The following is a 19,562-nucleotide window of genomic DNA, read 5'->3' on the forward strand; positions in this document are numbered from 1 at the left end:
GATAAAATTCAGGAAAATCGTCACATTTGATCGAATGGGTCAACTACTCATCTGTCAAATTACATTATGCTGCACCATAAATTCGGCCACTTTATTTTTTAAGGCTATGGAAAGTTATGAATACAGAAGAGCAAAACATGGAATCGACAGTTAAATGTCCAAAATGTGGATCAACCCATATTGAAAAGCGTAACCATGAACAAAACTTACAAAAAATTGGTGGTGTCTTACTCAGTGGTGCAGGAACTGCTGCAGGGACTGTCGGTGGTGCGGCATCTGGCGCATCTATTGGTGCTGCGATTGGTGGCGTGACTGCTGGCCCACTTGGCGTGATTATGGGCGGAACCATCGGTACTTTTGTTGGTGCAATTAGCGTCGGCATTACAGGCGGTTTTCTAGGACACCGTTTTGGTAAAAAAGCCGGCGTGATCGTCGATCAAAATATTTTTCTCGACTACCAATGTTTAGACTGCAAACAGCGCTTTGAAGTTGAGCAACAGCCTGAAGACGCTGCAAAGACTTCGGATCAAGACTAAATTGGATATAAAAAAAGAGCGCATCAGCGCTCTTTTTTTATAGGTTATTGTTTTTCTAGCATGTATTTCTAGCCTATTGAAATGCTATTCGAAACCATAGTGAATCAATTATTTTGAAGCATCGGTTAAAGATTTTGAGTCCGCTTTGACTTGATCTTGTTTCGCCAAAAATTCTTTTTCTTCGGCTTTTTTCTCTTGCGGGAAATCCATACTGTATAAAACTGGCATTGCCGTACACAAGGAAGAAGCAGCCAATGCGGAACACAGGAAAATCATTCGAAAATTAATAATAGACATCACACACCCCAAAGAAGAAATTTAAATACAAATCATGTAATCAAAAAATAAAAATAGCGCGCCCAAAGAGACAGCAATAATCGACTCAAGGCCATCACTGAGCAGGCTGTATTTAAAAACTTTCAATATGTTATTGATATCACTTATTTTGGGTATTTTAAGAATAGTTCGACAGATTTATTTTTATATTTTTGGCGGCAATACAACGTCATAAATAAAGAGAAGTCACACGTAAAAAAAGCAAGAAAAGTGCAATATTTAAGCCTTTTCTTGCCCGTTCGCTACAAAGTTTACTTTATTGCCTTTATCAAGCACGTTTCAAATCAACTTTTTGACCACTTCGCCTAGACGTTTACCCTGCTCTTCACATAAGTTTCGCTCATCTTGACTCAATGACTGATCATGACGTGGACCACTGACATGGCTTGCACCATAGGGCGTGCCACCCGTTTTGGTATTCGATAATGCAGGAAGGGCATTACTTAAACCCATAACCATCATTCCATGATGAAACAAAGGTGGCAGCATGGTCAGCAAAGTACTTTCCTGTCCGCCATGCATTGAACCTGAACTGGTAAACACACAGGCAGGTTTACCATGCAATGCGCCATTGAGCCAAAGCGCTGTGGTTTGATCCCAGAAATATTTCATTTCCGACGCCATATTACCAAAACGTGTTGGCGAACCAAGGGCTAAACCTGAGCAATGCGCTAAGTCATCTAAGCTACAGTAAATATCGCCTTCGGCAGGAATACTGGGCTGCACGTCAGTCACCACAGTAGATAAATTTGGAACGGTTCGTATTTTTACTGCCATTCCAGACGCTTCAATTCCATTGGCAATTAAATGTGCCATCTCACGTGTTGAACCATATTTGCTGTAATACAACACCAGTACATAAGCTTGCGTCATTTTTATAAATTCAATGAAAAAAGAAAACTATACGGTATTTTTCCTATTTTTTGGTTAAGCTAAGTGATGAAAATTGCATAAACATGACTAAAATAACTCGAGACTTGAACGAATGATCGAAGCATTTTTAAAAAAACTTCCCTTTTACGACAAGAAATGGTTTCAGTTTGTTTTATTTGTCATTCGACGTTTTGAAGCCGATCGCTGCCGTGAACAAGCAGGATCATTAACCTATACCACCTTGTTTGCAGTGGTACCCATGTTGACCGTATTCTTGGTCATCATCTCCTCAATTAAAGCTTTAGAACCTGCTCGTCAACAGCTTCAACAATTGATTTATAGTAATTTCCTACCGAAAACGACAATTGCTTTTGATAAAGCACTGAATGCATTCACCGATAAATCCAGTAACCTGACTGTTATTGGTGTACTGTTTTTATTCATTACCACAGTTATGATGCTGACAAGCATTGAGACAGTATTTAACCGAATTTGGCGGGTGCGTGAGACACGTGGTGGCATTATTGGCTTTATGCGCTATTGGACTATTATCTCATTAGGCCCAATCTTACTGGGTAGCGCATTTGTTGTGTCATCTACCTTGGCCTCTATGAATGTCCTCAGCAATAATTTTGCCGGCTATGAACTGGATGGGGCTTTTCTGCTGTGGATCTTGTCTTTTTCATTGACCATTTTAGGTTTTTTCATTCTGTATTGGACGATTCCCAACCGTAGTGTGCCGATCAAGGCGGCGCTGATCGCGGGTGTCTTTAGTGCCGTGGTATTTGAATTACTCAAAAACCTTTTTGGTTTTGTCATGTCAAATTTCACCAGTTATCAAATCGTTTACGGTGCTTTTGCTGCGGTGCCAATTTTCCTACTTTGGATATTCCTTTCATGGAATATCGTGCTGATTGGGGTAGAAATTAGTTATGCACTGACCGCTTTCAATTCTGGCAAAGATCAAAAACGTCATCCTGTGATTATGTTGATGGATTTGCTGGAATTATTTTATAAAAAGCAAAAACTTGGTCAGAGCGTGACAGAAAAAGAAGCGCTTGAGGTTTTAGGGCGTGATGAAATTGGTCGCCTGCCGAGCTATATTTTATTATTTGAAAAGCAGCACCTAATTAAACGTACTGACGATGATCATTATGTATTGGTCCGTAATTTGACCCAAGTGGATTTCTGGAGTTTTTACAGTAAACTTCCCTATCCCCTCCCTAAACGCCAAGATTTAGGTCGCGTCGATCCAGATGATGTCTGGATGGAAAAAATTGGACCGCAACTGGTCGAATCGGATGATTATCTTGCGGCCAAACTCTCGATTCCGCTTGCGACTATTTTTGAAGAAAAATAACTGTGCATAAGAAAATGGAGAGCTGTAGCCCTCCTTTTTTATTTACTGATGTTACTCACGTAAAAGTAATTTCGCATTTTTAAAATGCTTTTTAAGTCTATTCGACGGAGTCTTACATCTAGGAATTGAATAAAGGGATTAGCCTTCGGCTGGAGGTACTTTTGTTTTGGCAAAATGAGAAGCGAAGCTTCGCAAGGAAACCATCTTGCGGTGCAATGCACCTCACCGACAAAACTCGTTCACTAGCGTCTACGCATTCAAAGTATCGCAAAAAACATTTTTGAATAGATGTAATCCTGTCTCAAATACTTGCGGATGACGTTGCCGCGTATCGTTCTTTTATTTGAAGCAAATTGCGCTTCTAATGTTACTGCGTAACATCAGTTATTTATACACGGCGTTAGATAGCAGTACGCTGACGCCCCATCAGTTTAGCCAACCACTGATGCAAAGTTACCGTCATCACCCCGACCATTACTAAGGCCGTCCCCAAGATAAAGTTCAATTCAATCGTTTCGTTTAAGATCAATACGCCAAAGACTAGACCAAAGATTGGAGTAAGGAATGAAAAAACGCCCAGACCATTGGCCAGATATTTACTTAACAGCCAAAACCACAACATCAGGCTGAAAAATGAAATAATGAGCACATGAAAAATCATGCTGCTGATGGACAGCACCGTCCAATGTACAGTCATTTGTCCTGTCAGCCATGCTACGGGTAATAAAAACACGCAACCACCGACTAACTGATAAAACAGCGTCTGAGTTGGAGGTGCATCAGAGAGTTTGGTGAGTCTTAATGAAATGGTGGTCAAGGCCCACATCACCCCTGCAAGTAATGCCATCGCATCACCCAACAGGGCTTGAGTGTTGACTGTAGTGCTACTTTCACGTCCCATAAACGACAGGACAATACCTGAAAAGGCAATAAAAATACCGACCCATTGGATCGCTGTAAGCTTTTCTTCAGGCAACTTCCAATGTAAACCTAGTGCCACGAATATCGGTGCGGTATAGAGCAAGACAACGGTATGTGATGCAGAGGTATAGTGCAGGGATTCTGCCACTAAAATAAATTCGGCTGAAAATAAAAACGCCAACCAGATACCCGGCAGCAAGTATTCTCGAGTATATAAATGTGTCCCCGGCTTAAGACGAATCAGTGGAAAAACCAACAGCGCAGCCAAACCCGATCGAATGGCAATTTGCATGATCGGCGCAATATCAACCGCGGCCAATTTCAAAATGACCTGCTGAATCCCTAAAATCATGCACAAAATAATCATCAGACCAGAAGCTTTTGCATCTAGCGCCTTACGCTGTTCCACACTTTTTACTCGACAATACGACAAGCAACACTATAGAACTGTCAGAAATAAAATATATACTTCAAAATAGACAAGTGATCTTCTTATTCAGGCAAAATTTCTCATGCGTCATAAAGCTCGTGCAGATCATACGCAGTTGCAACAACTTCCCACTAACGATGAAATTCAAGCAGCGCTGTGGATCAGTTTTCGTGACGATCCTGCACTGTCTGTTTATCCCGTCCATGGGCATGCTTGGGGCGAGTTTGTCTATGCCTTTAATGGCGTAATGGAAGTGAACATCAACCAGATAGACTATATTACCCCACCACCTTATGGCATCTGGCTTCCCCCACACTTAGAACACAGTGGTTTAAATCGTACTGCAGTTTCACATGGCACCTTATATGTACATGAATCTCTATGCACCCACTTGCCGAAACAACCGGGGATTTTACTCAGCTCACCTTTAGTTACAGCGATATTCAGCCATTTGCGTCTGTTGCATCAACAAGCCGATCTCCTGGAAAATACGGCCGAATATCAACGCTTACTCCATGTGATCTTAGATCAACTGCATCAAGCCAAACTGGTCAGTAGTTATTTACCGCATTCGGATCACCCTGCCCTCAAACAATTGCTTGATTATTTACATCAACATCCTGCAGATCAGAGCACGCTTGAGCAATTGGCAAAGCGGATAAATATGACGGAACGTACTCTGGCGCGTTATTGTCAAAAAGAACTTGGGATGTCCCTGCATGAATGGCGACAACGTCTCAAAGTCATGAAAGCCATGTCCATGCTCAACGCAGGTCAAACCGTCGAAAATATTGCTTTAGAACTTGGTTATGCCAATGCCTCGGCGTTTATAAATATGTTTAAAAAATGGATGCTTTGCACCCCAGATCAGTTTAGGAAATCTACCTTAAAGCCCTAAATTTGTTTAAATTTAGCCCACAGTATCTCTATAAAGTGATTCAACAATCCGCTAAGATCAAAAAATCCACAAAGAATGATAAAGACTCCATTTCGAATGAATAAAAAAACCATTTTAGCGCTGTGTTTATCTGCCGTATTTTTAACGGCTTGTAGTTCCAAAGAACAGCGTGAATTTAATTCTGCACTCAAAACCGCTCAAACGGGCGATGCGACTGCACAAATGAAAGTGGGTGATTTATACCTCAGTGGAACGGGCACAGAACAAAATATCGAACAAAGTGTACATTGGTACAAAGCTGCTGCGGATCAAGGCACTACGGACGCATTCGCATGGTTGATGACTCAAGCCTACCAAGGAAACCCGCATGCAGATCAAGTGATTCGAAAGATGCAGCAAGATGGCAATATTTTCCTTGCACACTGGGTGCTAGACCTTGCAAAAAAGACTCATGATCCTGCTGCTGAATATACCGTTGGGTGGATGTACGACACTGGAAAAGGCTTAATTCAAGATAAACACCAAGTGCAAATTTGGTATGAAAAAGCCGCCAAACAAAAGAATGTCGAGGCGATCAAAATCTTGGGGAATCAACACTATTTTTCTGAACATCCTTCGTCTACACCCGACAAAGCTGCCGAATATTTAAGCTATGCTGCAGAACAAGGGCAAGATGCCGACTCCGCAATGAAAATGGCACATTATTATCATTATGACATTCGTGATGGTGAAAAAGCACGACAATGGTATGCCAAAGCAGGTGCATTGGGAGACACCGACTCACAGCATATGGCCGACACCTATGAAACATGGAAAGACACTGGTCCTTTACAACCCAATGAGCCACCACCATCAAGCAGTACTGAATAGATCAATCAAAAAAGGCTGCATTAAGCAGCCTTTTTGTATGTCGTTCACAGATTATTTGACAAAAGTCGTCCAAACATAGTCCTGATTTTTACCTTTCAGGGTCATTTTCAACTGCTCACCTGACTGTAGTGCCGCGACACCCGCAGGCGTACCCGTCATGACCACATCACCCGCTTCAAGACTAAATATTTGGCTAATATCGGCCAGTAATGTACCCACATCAAAAATCAGCAATGCGGTATCACCGTTCTGACGCAGTTCATCATTGATATGCAAGGTGTAATGCACATCTTTCCAATCTTGAACCACTTCTTGGACATCGACCCAATCCGCAAGGATGCAAGAACCATCATAAGCTTTGGCGCGTTCCCACGGCTGACCTTTTTTCTTTAAGTCATCTTGTAGATCACGCAAGGTCAGATCTAGGCCCAAAGTCACAGCTCCAACTGCTTCTAAGGCTTTGAGAGGATCAGTTTCAGCCGATAAAGGACGATCAATACGTAAACTTAATTCGCATTCATAGTGGCAACTGCCCCATGCAGGATTCCATGAGATGCCTTGCTCTAATGCGGTTAATGCACTTGGCGGCTTCATAAAAAGCACAGGACGGTCAGGAATTGCATTGCCTAATTCTTTGGCATGATCTGCATAACTACGACCGACGCAAACAATTTTAGATGGACGTGACTGCATACTACTCCCTCTTTTGTTATGAATAGATTGTCTTAGTGCTGAAAAGTATTGCTAAAAATCGCTTGGTCCGCAGTATCTTTAAATGCACTTTTCGGCACAATAATCACGGTTTTATTTTTCAGCTCAAGCATATAAGTCAATTTGCCTTCAGCAAAATTTGTCACTTCAGCATAATGAAAGACATTCTTACGACCATTGGCATGAATTTCTGCATAGTCTTGAAATAAATCAATACCTTGTTCACTTTTGCCTAATTGGTATTTTACAAACTGGCGTTTAAACATCATCGGTAAAAACCAATAACGCATGATGCCTTGAAGGAGTAAAAAGAAAGCACCCAGACCAACATAGTATGCACCGACGCCATCTACACCCAAGTAAAAACCCCAGATGATAATCCCAAGGCTAATGGCTGGCGTTAAAAAACGCGTAAATTGCTTTTTGCCAAAAGTAGCTAGTGCAAAACCATCCTGTGATTCTTCTAGATTTAAAAAATAGCGCAGCGATAATGCAGGTAGATTTTCAGACATAAGCGTATGAATATTTAAAAATGAATTGCGCTAAATACTACACCACAATTCAAACTTGCTTCATGCTTTTTAATGGTCGGTTGTAACACTTGACTACTTCCCTTACACCTAGAAATACGTTAAAAACAGCAACAAATAAAAGATTGCATACGCAGGATGTGACATGCAGATAACAAAAATAATCATGATGCTGGTGTTTCTGACTGGACTGAGCATATCGACCAGTTGGGCCAAATTCGTTCAATGGCAACCCCAGATCCCTAGTAGTTTGGACTTGTTTAATGGCAATGCCAAAGCCTTGGCAAATCTTGCCGGTGATCACATCGTGATTTTCGCACATCCTTCACAGCAAATTAGTCTACCCTCGATGAAAGCAGGCCAAAAAGTCGTTGGTAAATTTCAGAGTGCCGCCGTGGTTGTCCCAACCAACAGCAAAAATGTGGCGAGATTACTCAGTAATTATCCAAACTATGCAGGCTTATTTCCCACGCTAAAATCTGCTGAGGTTTTGCAACAACAAGGTTCAACCAGCCAAGTTGAATATCGCATCCATATCCCGACACCAATTCCGGTTTTAAACTTTAAAGAAACCGTGGTGATACAGCACCAAATTGATCACAACAGTATTAATAGTTTGGTTCTACAAGCACCGGTGCCCTTTGGTGCAGGGAAAATTGAATGGTTTGAGATAGATGCACAACACACCTTGATTAGTGTGACCCAATGGGGCGATTTAAATCAGCCCAAAGGTTTTTTGTTTAGCAAAATATTAAATGCCTTACCCGATGCCAAATTAGGGATTCCTGCGGGAACCAATGGTTTTTTACTCGAATCATTACAGCGCCGATTTAAAGCCTTTAGCAGCGAAACTCTCGCTGCAAATCAATTACCTGAACTCAAATTAAATGCCTCTCAACTCGACAAAGTCACCCAATTAAGTCAAAGCTCAAAAGAACCTGTGTCCTTTATTTTGACAGCGCAGCGCGTTCCCTTTGGGCAAAATTATGAATTGATGCGCTTTAGCACCAGTTTTCAATATTATGCACAAGAGCCTTCGAGCTTACAGCGCTGGATTAATGTGTCTTCGTTCAAGCACTTATTTCCAAGACAAGTTAAACATATGCAAGTGCAGAAAATTAATCCGCACCTGATGGATGCCGACTATAAAATTTCGGTGGGTTTAGGTGTGATCAATATTCCCTTTGATTTTAAGATGCGTTTTAACTATCCCGACTTACTGCAAAATCAATATACCGCAACAGGTGGGGACTTAAAGTTTGTCCGAGGTGCAATGCATATTCGCCCCTTACAACAAGGGTCGTTATTACAATTGACCAGTGCGGTGAAGATTGATGACAAAGCACCGTTTTTACTTCGTGCTATGCGCAGTATGCCGTATCACGACATGTTACCGGCTTTAGGCGGAAATACGGTCTTTGCACTCAAAGTTAAACAAAAGCTAAGTTAGAACCTTGATTGATGAACTGAATTTATTGTTTTTAGCTATATTTCAGACACAAAAAAAACCGCAACATGTGCGGTTTTTCAATCTTGATCAAGTTGGTGCGCTCAGAGAGATTCGAACTCCCGACCCCTTAGTTCGTAGCCAAGTGCTCTATCCAGCTGAGCTATGAGCGCGACGTCTTGATGAGGCTCATTATACGTGATTTTTATTTTTTGTTAAGAGCTTTTTCATATAAATTTAACCAAACGCACATCAAATAAACAATTACCCTTTAAACACGCTAAAAATCATCCAAATTTACTTTTTAAAGGGCTTTTGCATCACAAGTTTGGAATCTAAAGTTAGCTGTACTCACTTATAAATGCTCAAGATAGATAACAAGTATATCGCCATCATTGAATCACGGCTTTAAATGAGTCAACTTTTCCTTGCCTTAGATTTAAAAAATTGCATCACCATGAACATCTGAAAAAAAAGGTTATCTATGGAAGAAAGCAAAATCAAATTTACTGATGGGTCGTCTTATGAAAAAGAACGCTTTATACAATCCAAGCAAAAGACAAAAGACAAAAGACAAAAGACAAAAGACAAAAGACAAAAGACAAAAGACAGCTATATCAAAGCGATAAATCACAAGCACAAAAAAACCGCAACATGTGCGGTAATTTGTTCAAGTTGGTGCGCTCAGAGAGATTCGAACTCCCGACCCCTTAGTTCGTAGCCAAGTGCTCTATCCAGCTGAGCTATGAGCGCGTAACTTGTGTCGTCTTAAAAGACTACGTTTTCAGATTTACTTATTGGTGCGCTCAGAGAGATTCGAACTCCCGACCCCTTAGTTCGTAGCCAAGTGCTCTATCCAGCTGAGCTATGAGCGCGACATAAGTAAATCGTGGCGGTGAGAGAGGGATTCGAACCCTCGATACAGTTGCCCGTATGCATCCTTAGCAGGGATGTGGTTTCAGCCACTCACCCATCTCACCGTAACGTGCCGCCATAATACAAAGATCATGATACGACTGCAAGCACAGTCGTTATATTTTTTTCATTTTTTTACTCAATTAGATATTTTTTAAACGATTTTCAAAAAATTAGTGCAAAATTAGTTCAGCACGCGCTGCTATCCCCTACTTTTCAGCTTTAAACATTATAAAATATCGGCATAAAACACTTTATTGCAATCAATTGCGTGCAGTATCTGCTTGCATGACTTATGCTAATCCTAATCTTCTGATTTGAAGCCAAATACATATGAAAAACTGGGTCGACCCTGAAGCAAAAGCTGAAGCCGAACGTTATGACAATCCAATTCCAAGCCGTACTCTGATTCAAGAGACGATTGAACAACTGAAAACTGCAATGTCGCATGCCGATCTTGTAGAACATTTTGAAATTGCCGATCAAAAAAGTATTGATGCACTGAGTCATCGTCTGATTGCGATGGTTCGAGATGGTCAGTTGATGAAAGATGGATTTAAGTTCCAGCTTGCAGCTGAGCAACCGACTCATGAAGCAACGGTTTATATCAACTCAAAAGGTTTAGGCACAGCCAATATTAGCGGTGAAGATGACCTTTTACTTCCTGAGCGTGAGTTACGTCAGGTGTTTAATGGTGACCGTGTTAAAGTCCGCCAAACTTCGGTAGACCGTAAAGGCAAAGCATGGGGCTTTATTACTGAAGTTCTACAGCATCGTGTCAAAGAAATTATTGGTAAAGTGTCTGAGTATGAAGGCGAATATTTTATTCAGCCGGCAAATCCCAATGCACACCAACCGATTACTTTAGAAAAAGAATTAATCGAGCATGCCAAAGTCAAACTCGGCGACTCTGTGCGTATTGCGATTGACAGCTACCCAACCAAAGAAGAATTTGCGACAGGTCATATTGTTCAGTCGATGGCAGATAAAGCAGACACTGAAATTATTATTCCGCAAACCATTTTAGAGTTTGGTTTACCTTACGAATTCCCTGAAGCGGTACAACAAGAAGCCGACAGCTTTAAAGAGCCATCAGAACAAGACCGTGAAGGTCGTGTCGACTTACGTGATTTAGCGCTTGTCACCATTGATGGTGAAGATGCCCGCGACTTCGATGATGCCGTGTATGCGGAAAAACGTCCGGGTGGTGGTTATCGTGTTGTGGTGGCAATTGCCGATGTCAGCCATTATGTACGTCCGGGTAAACCACTCGATGACGAAGCTCAAGAGCGCGGTACATCGGTGTACTTCCCTCATTTTGTATTGCCGATGTTGCCTGAGGCGCTGTCGAATGGTTTATGTTCTTTGAACCCACACCTAGACCGTTTATGTATGGTCTGTGATTTAAACTTATCTCGCGCGGGTCGTGTCACTAAGTTTGAATTCTATCCGGGTGTGATGCATTCAAAAGCTCGTTTGACCTATACCCAAGTTGCCGAATATTTTGAGGGTAATAGTCAAGCCATTCCTGAAAACCGTGATGTGCGTAAATCGGTCAATACCCTATTCCAATTGTATCAAGTGTTGAAAGGCTTACGTGCTGAACGCCACGCGATGGAATTTGAAACCGTTGAAACTTATATGACTTTTGATGAGCTTGGCGGTATTAATGAAATCTTACCGCGTAGCCGTAATGATGCACATAAGTTAATTGAAGAATGCATGTTGTTGGCAAACGTCGCAGCGGCAGAATATGCATTAAAAAACGAAATTCCGATGCTGTACCGTGTGCATGAACCACCTGAGTTCTCACGTATTCAAAAGGTTCGTGATTTTGTGAAGTTATTGGGTCTTCCATTCCCTGAACAGCCGACTCAAGCTGACTATCAAGCCGTGATTGATGCCACGAAAGACCGTATTGATGCTCCAAGCATTCATGCCGTTTTACTCCGCTCAATGATGCAAGCCTATTATGGCGCGAACAATGCAGGTCACTTTGGCTTGGCTTACGAAGCATATACGCATTTCACATCTCCAATCCGTCGTTATCCAGACTTGTTACTTCACCGTGCCATCAAAGCACAATTGAAGAAAAAACCTTATCCAATTTCTGGTGCTTCGCTGGATGATGCAGGTGAACACTTCTCTGCGACCGAGCGCCGTGCTGATGAAGCTTCACGTTCTGTCACTACATGGTTGAAGTGCCATTACATGCAGCAGCATTTGGGTGAAGAGTTTGTCGGTACCATCAGTGCAACTGCTGAATTTGGCCTGTTTGTAACGCTCAAAGACTTATATGTTGATGGCATGATCCACGTCAGCCAATTGGGTGATGACTTCTTTGTCTATGACCAACCAAGTCAGAGCTTAATTGGTCAATCTCGCGGTCAAGTTTTCAGTCTCGGCGATGAAGTGAAAATTAAAGTTGCTGGTGTAAATCTAGAAGAGCGCAAAATCGACTTTGAATTGATTCAACAATTGAGCCATGCAGGCCGTGCTATTCGCGCGCGTGCCCCTCGTGTTGCAAAACCCACAGCCAAAGAAGAAGTCTTTTCAGAGCGTAAAACCAACGTTGCTGAAGATGGAGAACAGCCCATACGACGCAAAAAAGACAAAGGAAAACCCAGCTCCTACAGCCAAAAACCTGCTAAAAAATCTGCAACAAAGTCTGAAGCGAAGGCTAAAGATAAAGTGAAGAAAAAGTTAAAAGTAAAAAAGAAAAAATCCAATGCCAAAGCAAAGGGTGAGTAAATTTTACTAAATAAAAAAGAGTGCTACGGCGCTCTTTTTCATTTAATATATCTCTATAAAAATAAACCACTTAAAAATCATGACATCACAGAAAATTACTAAATACTATTACCATGAATATGTAATATGCTTAGTCTTTGTACTTAGTATTTCAGCACTGATTGCTCTCTTTTTTATAGACTTCACCCCAACAAATCAAGTCAAAATCACAGCCTTCATTGTTGCAACGTTGATTTATTTGGCTGTTTTGATCTACTTTTATGTTCTGCATAGATACGGACAATGGATCATTCCACGTACATGGACAAATGTACAAAAAAAGCCAAAATTCTATTTTTTACTCCTCTTCCCTATTTTTGTAATTCTGTTTCTTTACTTAAATCTAGTTGTCTATCCTCCTCTGCTTCATACCCTAGTTTTGGGTACACCTACTGTGGTGACATTGGAAGCAAGCGCTGTTAAAAAACATGGTAAAAAAGGAAGTGTCTACTATTCTATTGAAACACCGTATGACTCTACTGGTATGTTTCGAATCAATGTAGATGAATATGAACACTACAAAAATCAAAATCTATTCATAAAATTATCGGTCATTGAGGGGCGCTTTGGCACCTACATCCAAGATATTCAATCTATCCACGGTGAAACAAGAGCGAATAAATAGCACCCAAGGCTTGATTTATCCTTCTAGAAGCCTTACTTCTACAAATAACACAGGAAATAAATCGGCAGACCGACATGACATTAGAAAAGGCAACATTGCCCGTTCCTCAATTTGATCAAATTACCTTAGATCAACTCAAAGAAAAAATTCAAAATGCGATTCAACACGGTCAACAATTTCTAAATGAACTGACAGTTGTTCCAGATTCGGTACAAAAACAACTGAATACTTTAGAACAAGTCGATACCCTTGAAAATAACATGAGTGAAGCATGGGGCGTGCTTTCGCACCTCAATGCTGTCATGAATAATGCCGAAACACGTGAAGTTCATCAGGCTTTATTACCAAGTTTAAGTGAATACTACACACAACTTGGTCAACATACACCGTTATATCAAACCTATCAGCATCTACACGATGCTCCTATTTTTAGTGACCTACCTACAGCACAGCAAAGTGCGATTAAACTTGCGTTACGAGATTTTAAACTTTCAGGCGTAGCCTTAGAAGGTGAACCGAAAAAACGCTATGCAGAAATCTCTGCACGCCTTTCACAATTATCATCAGACTTTTCCAACCACGTATTGGATGCCACCCAAGCCTACTTCAAACCTTTAACTGAAGCGCAGCTCAAAGGACTACCTCAAGGCAGTATTGAACTTCTGAAACAATATGGTCAGCAACGCGAACTCGAACAGGCTGTAGCCACACTCGACTTCCCGTCTTATATTGCCATTATGACCTATGCAGAAGACCGTGAAGTGCGTGAAGCGCTCTATAAAGCCTATACCACACGTGCTTCTGATCAGGCAGACGCTGCTGAATTTGACAATACAGCGGTCATGGAAGAAATCTTGAAACTACGTCAGGAAATGGCAAGTCTACTTGGTTTTAACAACTATGCCGAATTGTCTTTAGCAAGCAAAATGGCACCCGATGTGGCCACTGTAGATCATTTCCTGATTGAACTGGCAGAACATGCGCGTGCTCCAGCAGAGAAAGAAATCGCTGAACTGAAAGCCATTGCAGCGCAAGACGGTATCACTGAGTTACAACCGTGGGATGCCACTTTCTATTCAGAAAAACTCAAAGTTCAACAGTTTAATTTGTCACAAGAAGACCTGAAGCCCTACTTCCCTGCACCTAAAATTATTCAAGGCTTGTTCAGCATTGTAAATCGTCTCTATGGCATCAATGTAATCGAGCGTGTAGCGCCTGTTTGGCATCCCGATGCACGTTACTTTGAACTTGAAGATCAAGGCAGCGTGATTGGCGGATTCTACTTTGACCTGTATGCACGAAGTGGGAAACGTGGCGGCGCATGGATGAGCGGCTTCCGTTCACGCATGCAAACTGAAAATGGTCTGCAAAAACCAATTTGCTACATGGTCTGCAACTTTACCCCACCTGTCGGTGAGCAAGCTGCTTTACTTACCCATGATGAAGTAACAACGCTGTTCCACGAATTTGGTCATGGCTTACATCACATGCTCACTGAAGTCGATAATATTGCTGTGGCTGGTACACATGGCGTGGCGTGGGATGCAGTAGAGCTACCAAGTCAATTCATGGAATTTTGGACTTGGGATCAAGAAAGTTTAGATTTACTCAGTGAACATATCGAATCAAAACAAACTTTACCAGCCGATCTGCTAAAAGCACTGCAAGATGCACGTTTCTTCCAGTCTGGGATGCAAACTTTACGTCAAATTGAATTTGCCATGTTTGACTTAAATATCCATAAGGCCAACCCTGCTTTGGACGCTGCAGGCATCCAACAAACCTTAGATGATATTCGTCAAAAATATGCAGTTGCACCCACCACTTCGTACAACCGTTTCCAACATGGTTTCAGTCATATCTTTGCAGGTGGTTACGCTGCTGGTTATTATTCATACAAATGGGCAGAGGTTTTGGCAAGTGATGCCTTCGACCGATTCGAAAATGAAGGAATTTTTAATACTTCGACTGGCAAGTCGTTTAGACAATTTATTCTAGCAGTTGGCGGAAAAGATACGGCACTTGACGCATTTATCAATTTCCGTGGACGCGAGCCAAAAATAGATGCTTTGCTGCGTCATCAAGGTTGGACGAACGCATCTAAAAACGCTTAAACTAGTGACCTTAGTTAGATTCAAGGTAAGTATGATGACCATTAAACGACGCTTCATTGCAGGTGCAAAATGTCCAAAATGCCAAGCGATGGACCGGGTTGTCATGCTGACCTCTGGCGAAGACGAATGGATCGAATGCATTGATTGTGGTTACAGTGAAAATCGACCGACTCATGTCGATCAACCTGAACAACCTGCCGTGCCAGACGATATCGGTGTGATCCAATTTAAGCCGCGCCAGCCTAAATAAAAATTAAGGTCACATAATGCTAGTAGATCAAAGAAATAATCCAAAACTGTTAGTTGGAATCATTGGGGGCTTAACGTTATTGATTGCTATCTTTTTTGCATATCAATGGTTAAGCAGCAGTACAGCTGATAAATCTGTACTTCAAGAAGAAATGGTCGCTGCACCGGCTAAACCGCCTGTTGCAGTCCCTGTCCAATCTGAAACTGAAGCATCAGTCCCTACCGCAGAGACTGACACCATTAAATTGGTCGAAGAAGACATTTTAGATGCAGCTGTGCCTGAAAATGCCTCTTTAGCCAAAGAAGAAATTGCCAAATTAGATGACATTCAACAGCAATTGAATGATCAGGAACAAAGCTTAAAACAGCAGCATTCAGATGCAGATGAGCTGATTAAACTGAAAGAAGAACAAATTAAATTACTCGAAGCACAGTTAGCACAACAAGCAAAATAACCGACTTTTGCCACACCTGACAAACTTATAGGCTAGAATATCATCAGATTTTCTAGCCTTTTTGTTATGTCCACTACTACACCACAGAACATCCCCAAAGCAATTGGCTTTCTCATGCTGTCAGCGCTGCTTTTTTCCATCATGGGGGTTTGTATACGCTACGCATCTCACACGGTAGATAATGCCACCATCGTATTTTTTCGAAATGCGGTTGGCTCATTGATCTTTCTCCCTTTGATCCTGCAAAAAGGGAGCACATTTTTTAGAACTGAAAAACTGTGGATGCATACATGGCGTTCAATCGTAGGCTTGGTGGCAATGTATGGCTTTTTTTATGCCATTGCACACTTAAAACTCTCCAATGCCATGGTCTTCACCTATTCCTCACCGATCTTTATCCCCTTAATTGCATGGTTATTTTTAAAAGAAAAAATGACCCTGAGTATGCTCATTGCCGCAGTCATTGGTTTAATCGGCGTGCTCTTCGTCGCAAAGCCCGATGCAGGAATGTTCAATCAGTTATCACTCATCGGACTGAGCGCAAGCTTCTTGGCAGCCATGGCATTTGTCACTGTCCGTGCGCTTACAGCAACAGAACCGCCTGAACGCATTGTGTTTTATTTCTGCTTTTTTGGCACACTTATTTCCATGATCCCAATGTTTTGGCTCTGGCGTCCCTATAGTTTAAAAGAGTTAGCTTTTCTGATTACAGCGGGACTTTTGGCCAATATCAGTCAAATTTTTATGTCCAATGCCTATAAGCTCGCACCCGCAGGTCAAATTGGCCCCGTGAACTATATCACGATTATTTTTGCAGGTATTTGGGGCTTTGTTCTTTGGCAGGAACTGCCAGACATTTACAGCCTATTCGGCTTTGCTTTTATATTTTTAGCGATTTTGCTCTGTAGTCCAATCCTACAAAATAAGTTTAAAAAGTCATAAAGATTCAAACCATTTACCATCAAATGCACAGCCCCTTATTCAATAAAAAAGCACCCGAAGGTGCTTTTTTAATGCTTCAAAATTAATTTATTGATACCAACCAAACAGCTTAAAGAAATACGGCAGATACGCAATAATCAACATTGCAGGGAACAGCACAATCAGCGGCAAAATCCAACGTTCATAACGGTAATAAAACGACAAGTGACGAACTTCAGCATCCGCTTCATTGACTTCAGCATCCCCTATTGACTGTCGGGCCAAGAGGTGGTTCAATGCAACTGGAGGCGTAACATAACCTAGCTCAAAACCAATGAGTGTAATCATCCAAAAATGCACAGGATGAATACCGTATTGATAGGCTACAGGAGCAATAGTTGCAGAAATTAAAATGACTGCGCCAAACGGATCCATAATCATACCCACAAAGACCATCAATCCGACAATCAATGTGATAACCAAAAAAGTACTGCTGATATCAGTTGGGAATAAACTCATGACTTCAGTACGCTCTAGCAATCCACCAACGCTTACCGAAAGCGCCATCAAAATAACCAAAGCACCGATATGTCCAACGGTTTCACTGGTCGAAATATGCATCGACTTCCAAAAACCAACTTGACGTAGAATCTGCATAGAGCTGGATTGAGCCACTGTATGATTCGCAGCCTGCCCATCATCTGCGCTATTGCCATGTAATCCTTCACGGTATTCTGCATGTGCAACCTGTGCGCCGGCTAAAGCAGGTTCAGCATTCGCACTATAATTTGCTGTTAGTGTTTCATCCCAATGCCCAACTGCTGACAATGGTGCTGGCTGATGACGTAATTTATCCACTAAAACGATCATCAGCAGAATAACAGGCATCATGACTGGTGCAGTAAATTCATTTAAATCTGTATTCAATAAATATTTATAGAACATCCAGATCAGCACGAAAATCACAATATAAGGAATAACGGCTAAGAAGGCACGTCCTGACTGCGGCGCTGCCACATTGGCTTGAGCAATACGGAACTTATGTTCTGCAAAAAATAACGACACAATTAAAAACATCGTAGATGTCAGCAAGAACGTATAAATACCATATTGATAAAGCAGATCCGTGGTCACTTCTTTATTTAGCGATGCAACAACCACAATCAATAAGCATGGACGTAAAACCACCCCAAGCGAACCGGACATTGCTGTTGCAGCCAAGGCAAATTGACGGCGTCCGCCAGCGTTCCACACTTCCTTATAAATAATCGCGCCTGCCGCAATGACAAAGATCCCCGATGCGCCAGTATAGGCTGTAGGCAATGCTGCTGCGATTAAAATCAGCCATGTTAAAGTCTCAGGAGCTAAGTTCCATGGGCGTAAAATATTCAAGAATAAATCTACGACACGGGTTTGCTTCAACAACATACCCGCCCAAATGAATAACGCTAGATTCAGGAAAATACTTGAAAACTCGACCAATTGCCCTAAATAGATACCTTGACCCATCGGGTAGTCCATAAAGAAGATAAAGGCGATACCTGTAATCAACGCCATATACGCATATAAAGGCACGCTTAGGAACGCGAAACTAAGACTACCGCCCTCTTTGGCATCTTTTGGCGGACTAAACAATTGCAAAACACTGATCAATGTCAGGATTGAGAACAGCGTCATCCACATCCAATAAATCAGTTCAGTTTCGGTGGTCATTGGAACTCCCGAACTTTTCACTGAATTGAATTGGCTGATACTTGAGTAGGTTAACAGTCCATTACCGAAGCTCATCATCAGGCTATAAACACGATAATCCTTCTTGGTTGCAGGACCGCGTAGACCAATATGATGAATTTTCAACGTCGCACTAATCGCAGCTATAACCACCATAAAAATCAACAAAATGGCGCGATTTTCAGTACCAAATTTAAAGATACCGAAGAAGCTTGTTTCAAAATTACGATAGGCGCGAATACTCGGATGCTTCTCCATATGTTGCATGGCTTTATCATAAAATTGATACTTTTCTTCACACTGCTGCACACCCGCTAAAATAGACGAACGAACGTCATTTTCAGATGCCGTACCAAAAAAATCAGCAAACTCATCTGCTGCATTGGCTTGCATTTGAGTTTTCACCAACGCATCGACATTCGGGTTACGGTCACATTCAGGCTTGGCAGGCTCAGCCCTTAAAAAAGAGTACTGCATACCTGTTGCAGGGTCACCATACAGTCGCTCTCCCATACGGAGCAACTGCCCATGGATCATCTCCCCTGTACCGATAATTAATGTAAGCAGAAGCAAGATCAACACGACTAGAGTCGAAATCCATTCTGTCCAGACATAACGTAACAGACCAACGATGCTGGATCTGTTTTGTGCATCATTTTGCATGAGTCTTCCTATTTTTATTTTGGAGCCTAGCTAGACTAAGCATCCTCTTCCTTAGCGGCTCGAGAAGTTCCTTTCCCTGACCTAACTGTTTTATTATTACGTTTAAATTTGCATCAATACTCAAAACATTAAAATGACAATATGTATTTTCTTTTCGGTTTTTTTTGTCAACCCAATCACCTAAAGT

17 protein-coding genes and 4 tRNA genes are annotated in these 19,562 nt (G+C 41.6%); 11 read left to right on the plus strand and 10 right to left on the minus strand.

The window, feature by feature from the left end; all coding sequences use genetic code 11:
- Nucleotides 1-137 precede the first annotated feature (137 nt).
- Nucleotides 138-536, plus strand: a complete 399-nt coding sequence (locus FTT88_RS07950; protein WP_143221668.1) for a hypothetical protein — start codon at nt 138-140, stop codon at nt 534-536.
- Between the two features lie 108 nt (nt 537-644).
- Here FTT88_RS07950 and FTT88_RS07955 read toward each other — a convergent pair whose 3' ends face one another.
- Together FTT88_RS07955 and wrbA are read right to left on the minus strand one after the other, a co-directional pair.
- Nucleotides 645-833, minus strand: coding sequence for a hypothetical protein (locus tag FTT88_RS07955; protein WP_180003478.1), 189 nt, complete (start codon nt 831-833; stop codon nt 645-647).
- A gap of 318 nt (nt 834-1,151) precedes the next feature.
- Nucleotides 1,152-1,745 (minus strand): NAD(P)H:quinone oxidoreductase, encoded by a 594-nt coding sequence (wrbA, locus tag FTT88_RS07960; protein ID WP_111885937.1) that lies wholly within the window; start codon nt 1,743-1,745, stop codon nt 1,152-1,154.
- 112 nt (nt 1,746-1,857) lie between these two features.
- Between wrbA and FTT88_RS07965 the strand changes: the two genes are divergently transcribed.
- On the plus strand, nt 1,858-3,105 hold the full coding sequence (locus tag FTT88_RS07965) for a YihY family inner membrane protein (protein ID WP_168379130.1): 1,248 nt from the start codon (nt 1,858-1,860) through the stop codon (nt 3,103-3,105).
- Nucleotides 3,106-3,505: 400 nt separating this feature from the next.
- Here the strand turns inward: FTT88_RS07965 and FTT88_RS07970 are convergent, their stop codons facing one another.
- Nucleotides 3,506-4,435, minus strand: coding sequence for a DMT family transporter (locus tag FTT88_RS07970; protein ID WP_373683037.1), 930 nt, complete (start codon nt 4,433-4,435; stop codon nt 3,506-3,508).
- A gap of 103 nt (nt 4,436-4,538) precedes the next feature.
- Here FTT88_RS07970 and FTT88_RS07975 point away from each other — a divergent pair, with 103 nt between their 5' ends.
- Together FTT88_RS07975 and FTT88_RS07980 are read left to right on the plus strand one after the other, a co-directional pair.
- The gene (locus FTT88_RS07975; protein WP_180003477.1) at nt 4,539-5,354 is read left to right on the plus strand and encodes a helix-turn-helix domain-containing protein; all 816 of its coding nucleotides are present in this window, start codon (nt 4,539-4,541) and stop codon (nt 5,352-5,354) included.
- A gap of 96 nt (nt 5,355-5,450) precedes the next feature.
- Nucleotides 5,451-6,224 (plus strand): tetratricopeptide repeat protein, encoded by a 774-nt coding sequence (locus tag FTT88_RS07980; RefSeq protein WP_180003475.1) that lies wholly within the window; start codon nt 5,451-5,453, stop codon nt 6,222-6,224.
- Nucleotides 6,225-6,275: 51 nt separating this feature from the next.
- Here the strand turns inward: FTT88_RS07980 and FTT88_RS07985 are convergent, their stop codons facing one another.
- Both FTT88_RS07985 and FTT88_RS07990 read right to left on the minus strand, forming a co-directional pair.
- Nucleotides 6,276-6,917, minus strand: a complete 642-nt coding sequence (locus tag FTT88_RS07985; protein WP_180003473.1) for a fumarylacetoacetate hydrolase family protein — start codon at nt 6,915-6,917, stop codon at nt 6,276-6,278.
- A gap of 32 nt (nt 6,918-6,949) precedes the next feature.
- Nucleotides 6,950-7,447: a YcxB family protein gene (locus FTT88_RS07990; RefSeq protein WP_180003471.1), complete on the minus strand. Its 498-nt coding sequence runs from the start codon at nt 7,445-7,447 to the stop codon at nt 6,950-6,952.
- Nucleotides 7,448-7,631: 184 nt separating this feature from the next.
- Between FTT88_RS07990 and FTT88_RS07995 the strand changes: the two genes are divergently transcribed.
- Nucleotides 7,632-8,915: an SRPBCC family protein gene (locus tag FTT88_RS07995; RefSeq protein WP_373683038.1), complete on the plus strand. Its 1,284-nt coding sequence runs from the start codon at nt 7,632-7,634 to the stop codon at nt 8,913-8,915.
- A 93-nt stretch (nt 8,916-9,008) separates the two neighbouring features.
- On the opposite strand, the gene FTT88_RS08000 is transcribed toward FTT88_RS07995, so the two are convergent.
- The 4 genes from FTT88_RS08000 to FTT88_RS08015 all read right to left on the minus strand — a co-directional run bounded on the left by FTT88_RS08000 (nt 9,009) and on the right by FTT88_RS08015 (nt 9,892).
- Nucleotides 9,009-9,085, minus strand: a tRNA-Arg gene (locus tag FTT88_RS08000).
- A gap of 503 nt (nt 9,086-9,588) precedes the next feature.
- Nucleotides 9,589-9,665: transfer RNA gene (locus tag FTT88_RS08005), tRNA-Arg, on the minus strand.
- A gap of 45 nt (nt 9,666-9,710) precedes the next feature.
- Nucleotides 9,711-9,787: transfer RNA gene (locus FTT88_RS08010), tRNA-Arg, on the minus strand.
- 15 nt (nt 9,788-9,802) lie between these two features.
- Nucleotides 9,803-9,892, minus strand: a tRNA-Ser gene (locus tag FTT88_RS08015).
- A gap of 268 nt (nt 9,893-10,160) precedes the next feature.
- Here FTT88_RS08015 and rnr point away from each other — a divergent pair.
- From rnr to FTT88_RS08045, 6 genes are all read left to right on the plus strand, one after another.
- Nucleotides 10,161-12,578, plus strand: coding sequence for a ribonuclease R (gene rnr / locus FTT88_RS08020; RefSeq protein ID WP_180003468.1), 2,418 nt, complete (start codon nt 10,161-10,163; stop codon nt 12,576-12,578).
- A gap of 79 nt (nt 12,579-12,657) precedes the next feature.
- The gene (locus tag FTT88_RS08025; RefSeq protein WP_111885424.1) at nt 12,658-13,242 is read left to right on the plus strand and encodes a hypothetical protein; all 585 of its coding nucleotides are present in this window, start codon (nt 12,658-12,660) and stop codon (nt 13,240-13,242) included.
- 74 nt (nt 13,243-13,316) lie between these two features.
- Complete coding sequence (locus FTT88_RS08030; RefSeq protein WP_180003466.1) at nt 13,317-15,356, plus strand: M3 family metallopeptidase; 2,040 nt, start codon at nt 13,317-13,319, stop codon at nt 15,354-15,356.
- 40 nt (nt 15,357-15,396) lie between these two features.
- Complete coding sequence (locus tag FTT88_RS08035) at nt 15,397-15,606, plus strand: YheV family putative zinc ribbon protein (RefSeq protein ID WP_171256675.1); 210 nt, start codon at nt 15,397-15,399, stop codon at nt 15,604-15,606.
- 16 nt (nt 15,607-15,622) lie between these two features.
- Nucleotides 15,623-16,060 (plus strand): hypothetical protein, encoded by a 438-nt coding sequence (locus FTT88_RS08040; protein ID WP_111885422.1) that lies wholly within the window; start codon nt 15,623-15,625, stop codon nt 16,058-16,060.
- Nucleotides 16,061-16,126: 66 nt separating this feature from the next.
- Nucleotides 16,127-17,002, plus strand: a complete 876-nt coding sequence (locus tag FTT88_RS08045) for a DMT family transporter (protein ID WP_180003465.1) — start codon at nt 16,127-16,129, stop codon at nt 17,000-17,002.
- 87 nt (nt 17,003-17,089) lie between these two features.
- Here the strand turns inward: FTT88_RS08045 and FTT88_RS08050 are convergent, their stop codons facing one another.
- The gene (locus FTT88_RS08050; RefSeq protein ID WP_180105593.1) at nt 17,090-19,375 is read right to left on the minus strand and encodes a TRAP transporter large permease subunit; all 2,286 of its coding nucleotides are present in this window, start codon (nt 19,373-19,375) and stop codon (nt 17,090-17,092) included.
- Between the last annotated feature and the right edge of the window lie 187 nt (nt 19,376-19,562).

It is taken from the genome of Acinetobacter sp. YH01024, from assembly GCF_013420195.1.
Taxonomy (GTDB): Bacteria; Pseudomonadota; Gammaproteobacteria; order Pseudomonadales; family Moraxellaceae; genus Acinetobacter; species Acinetobacter amyesii.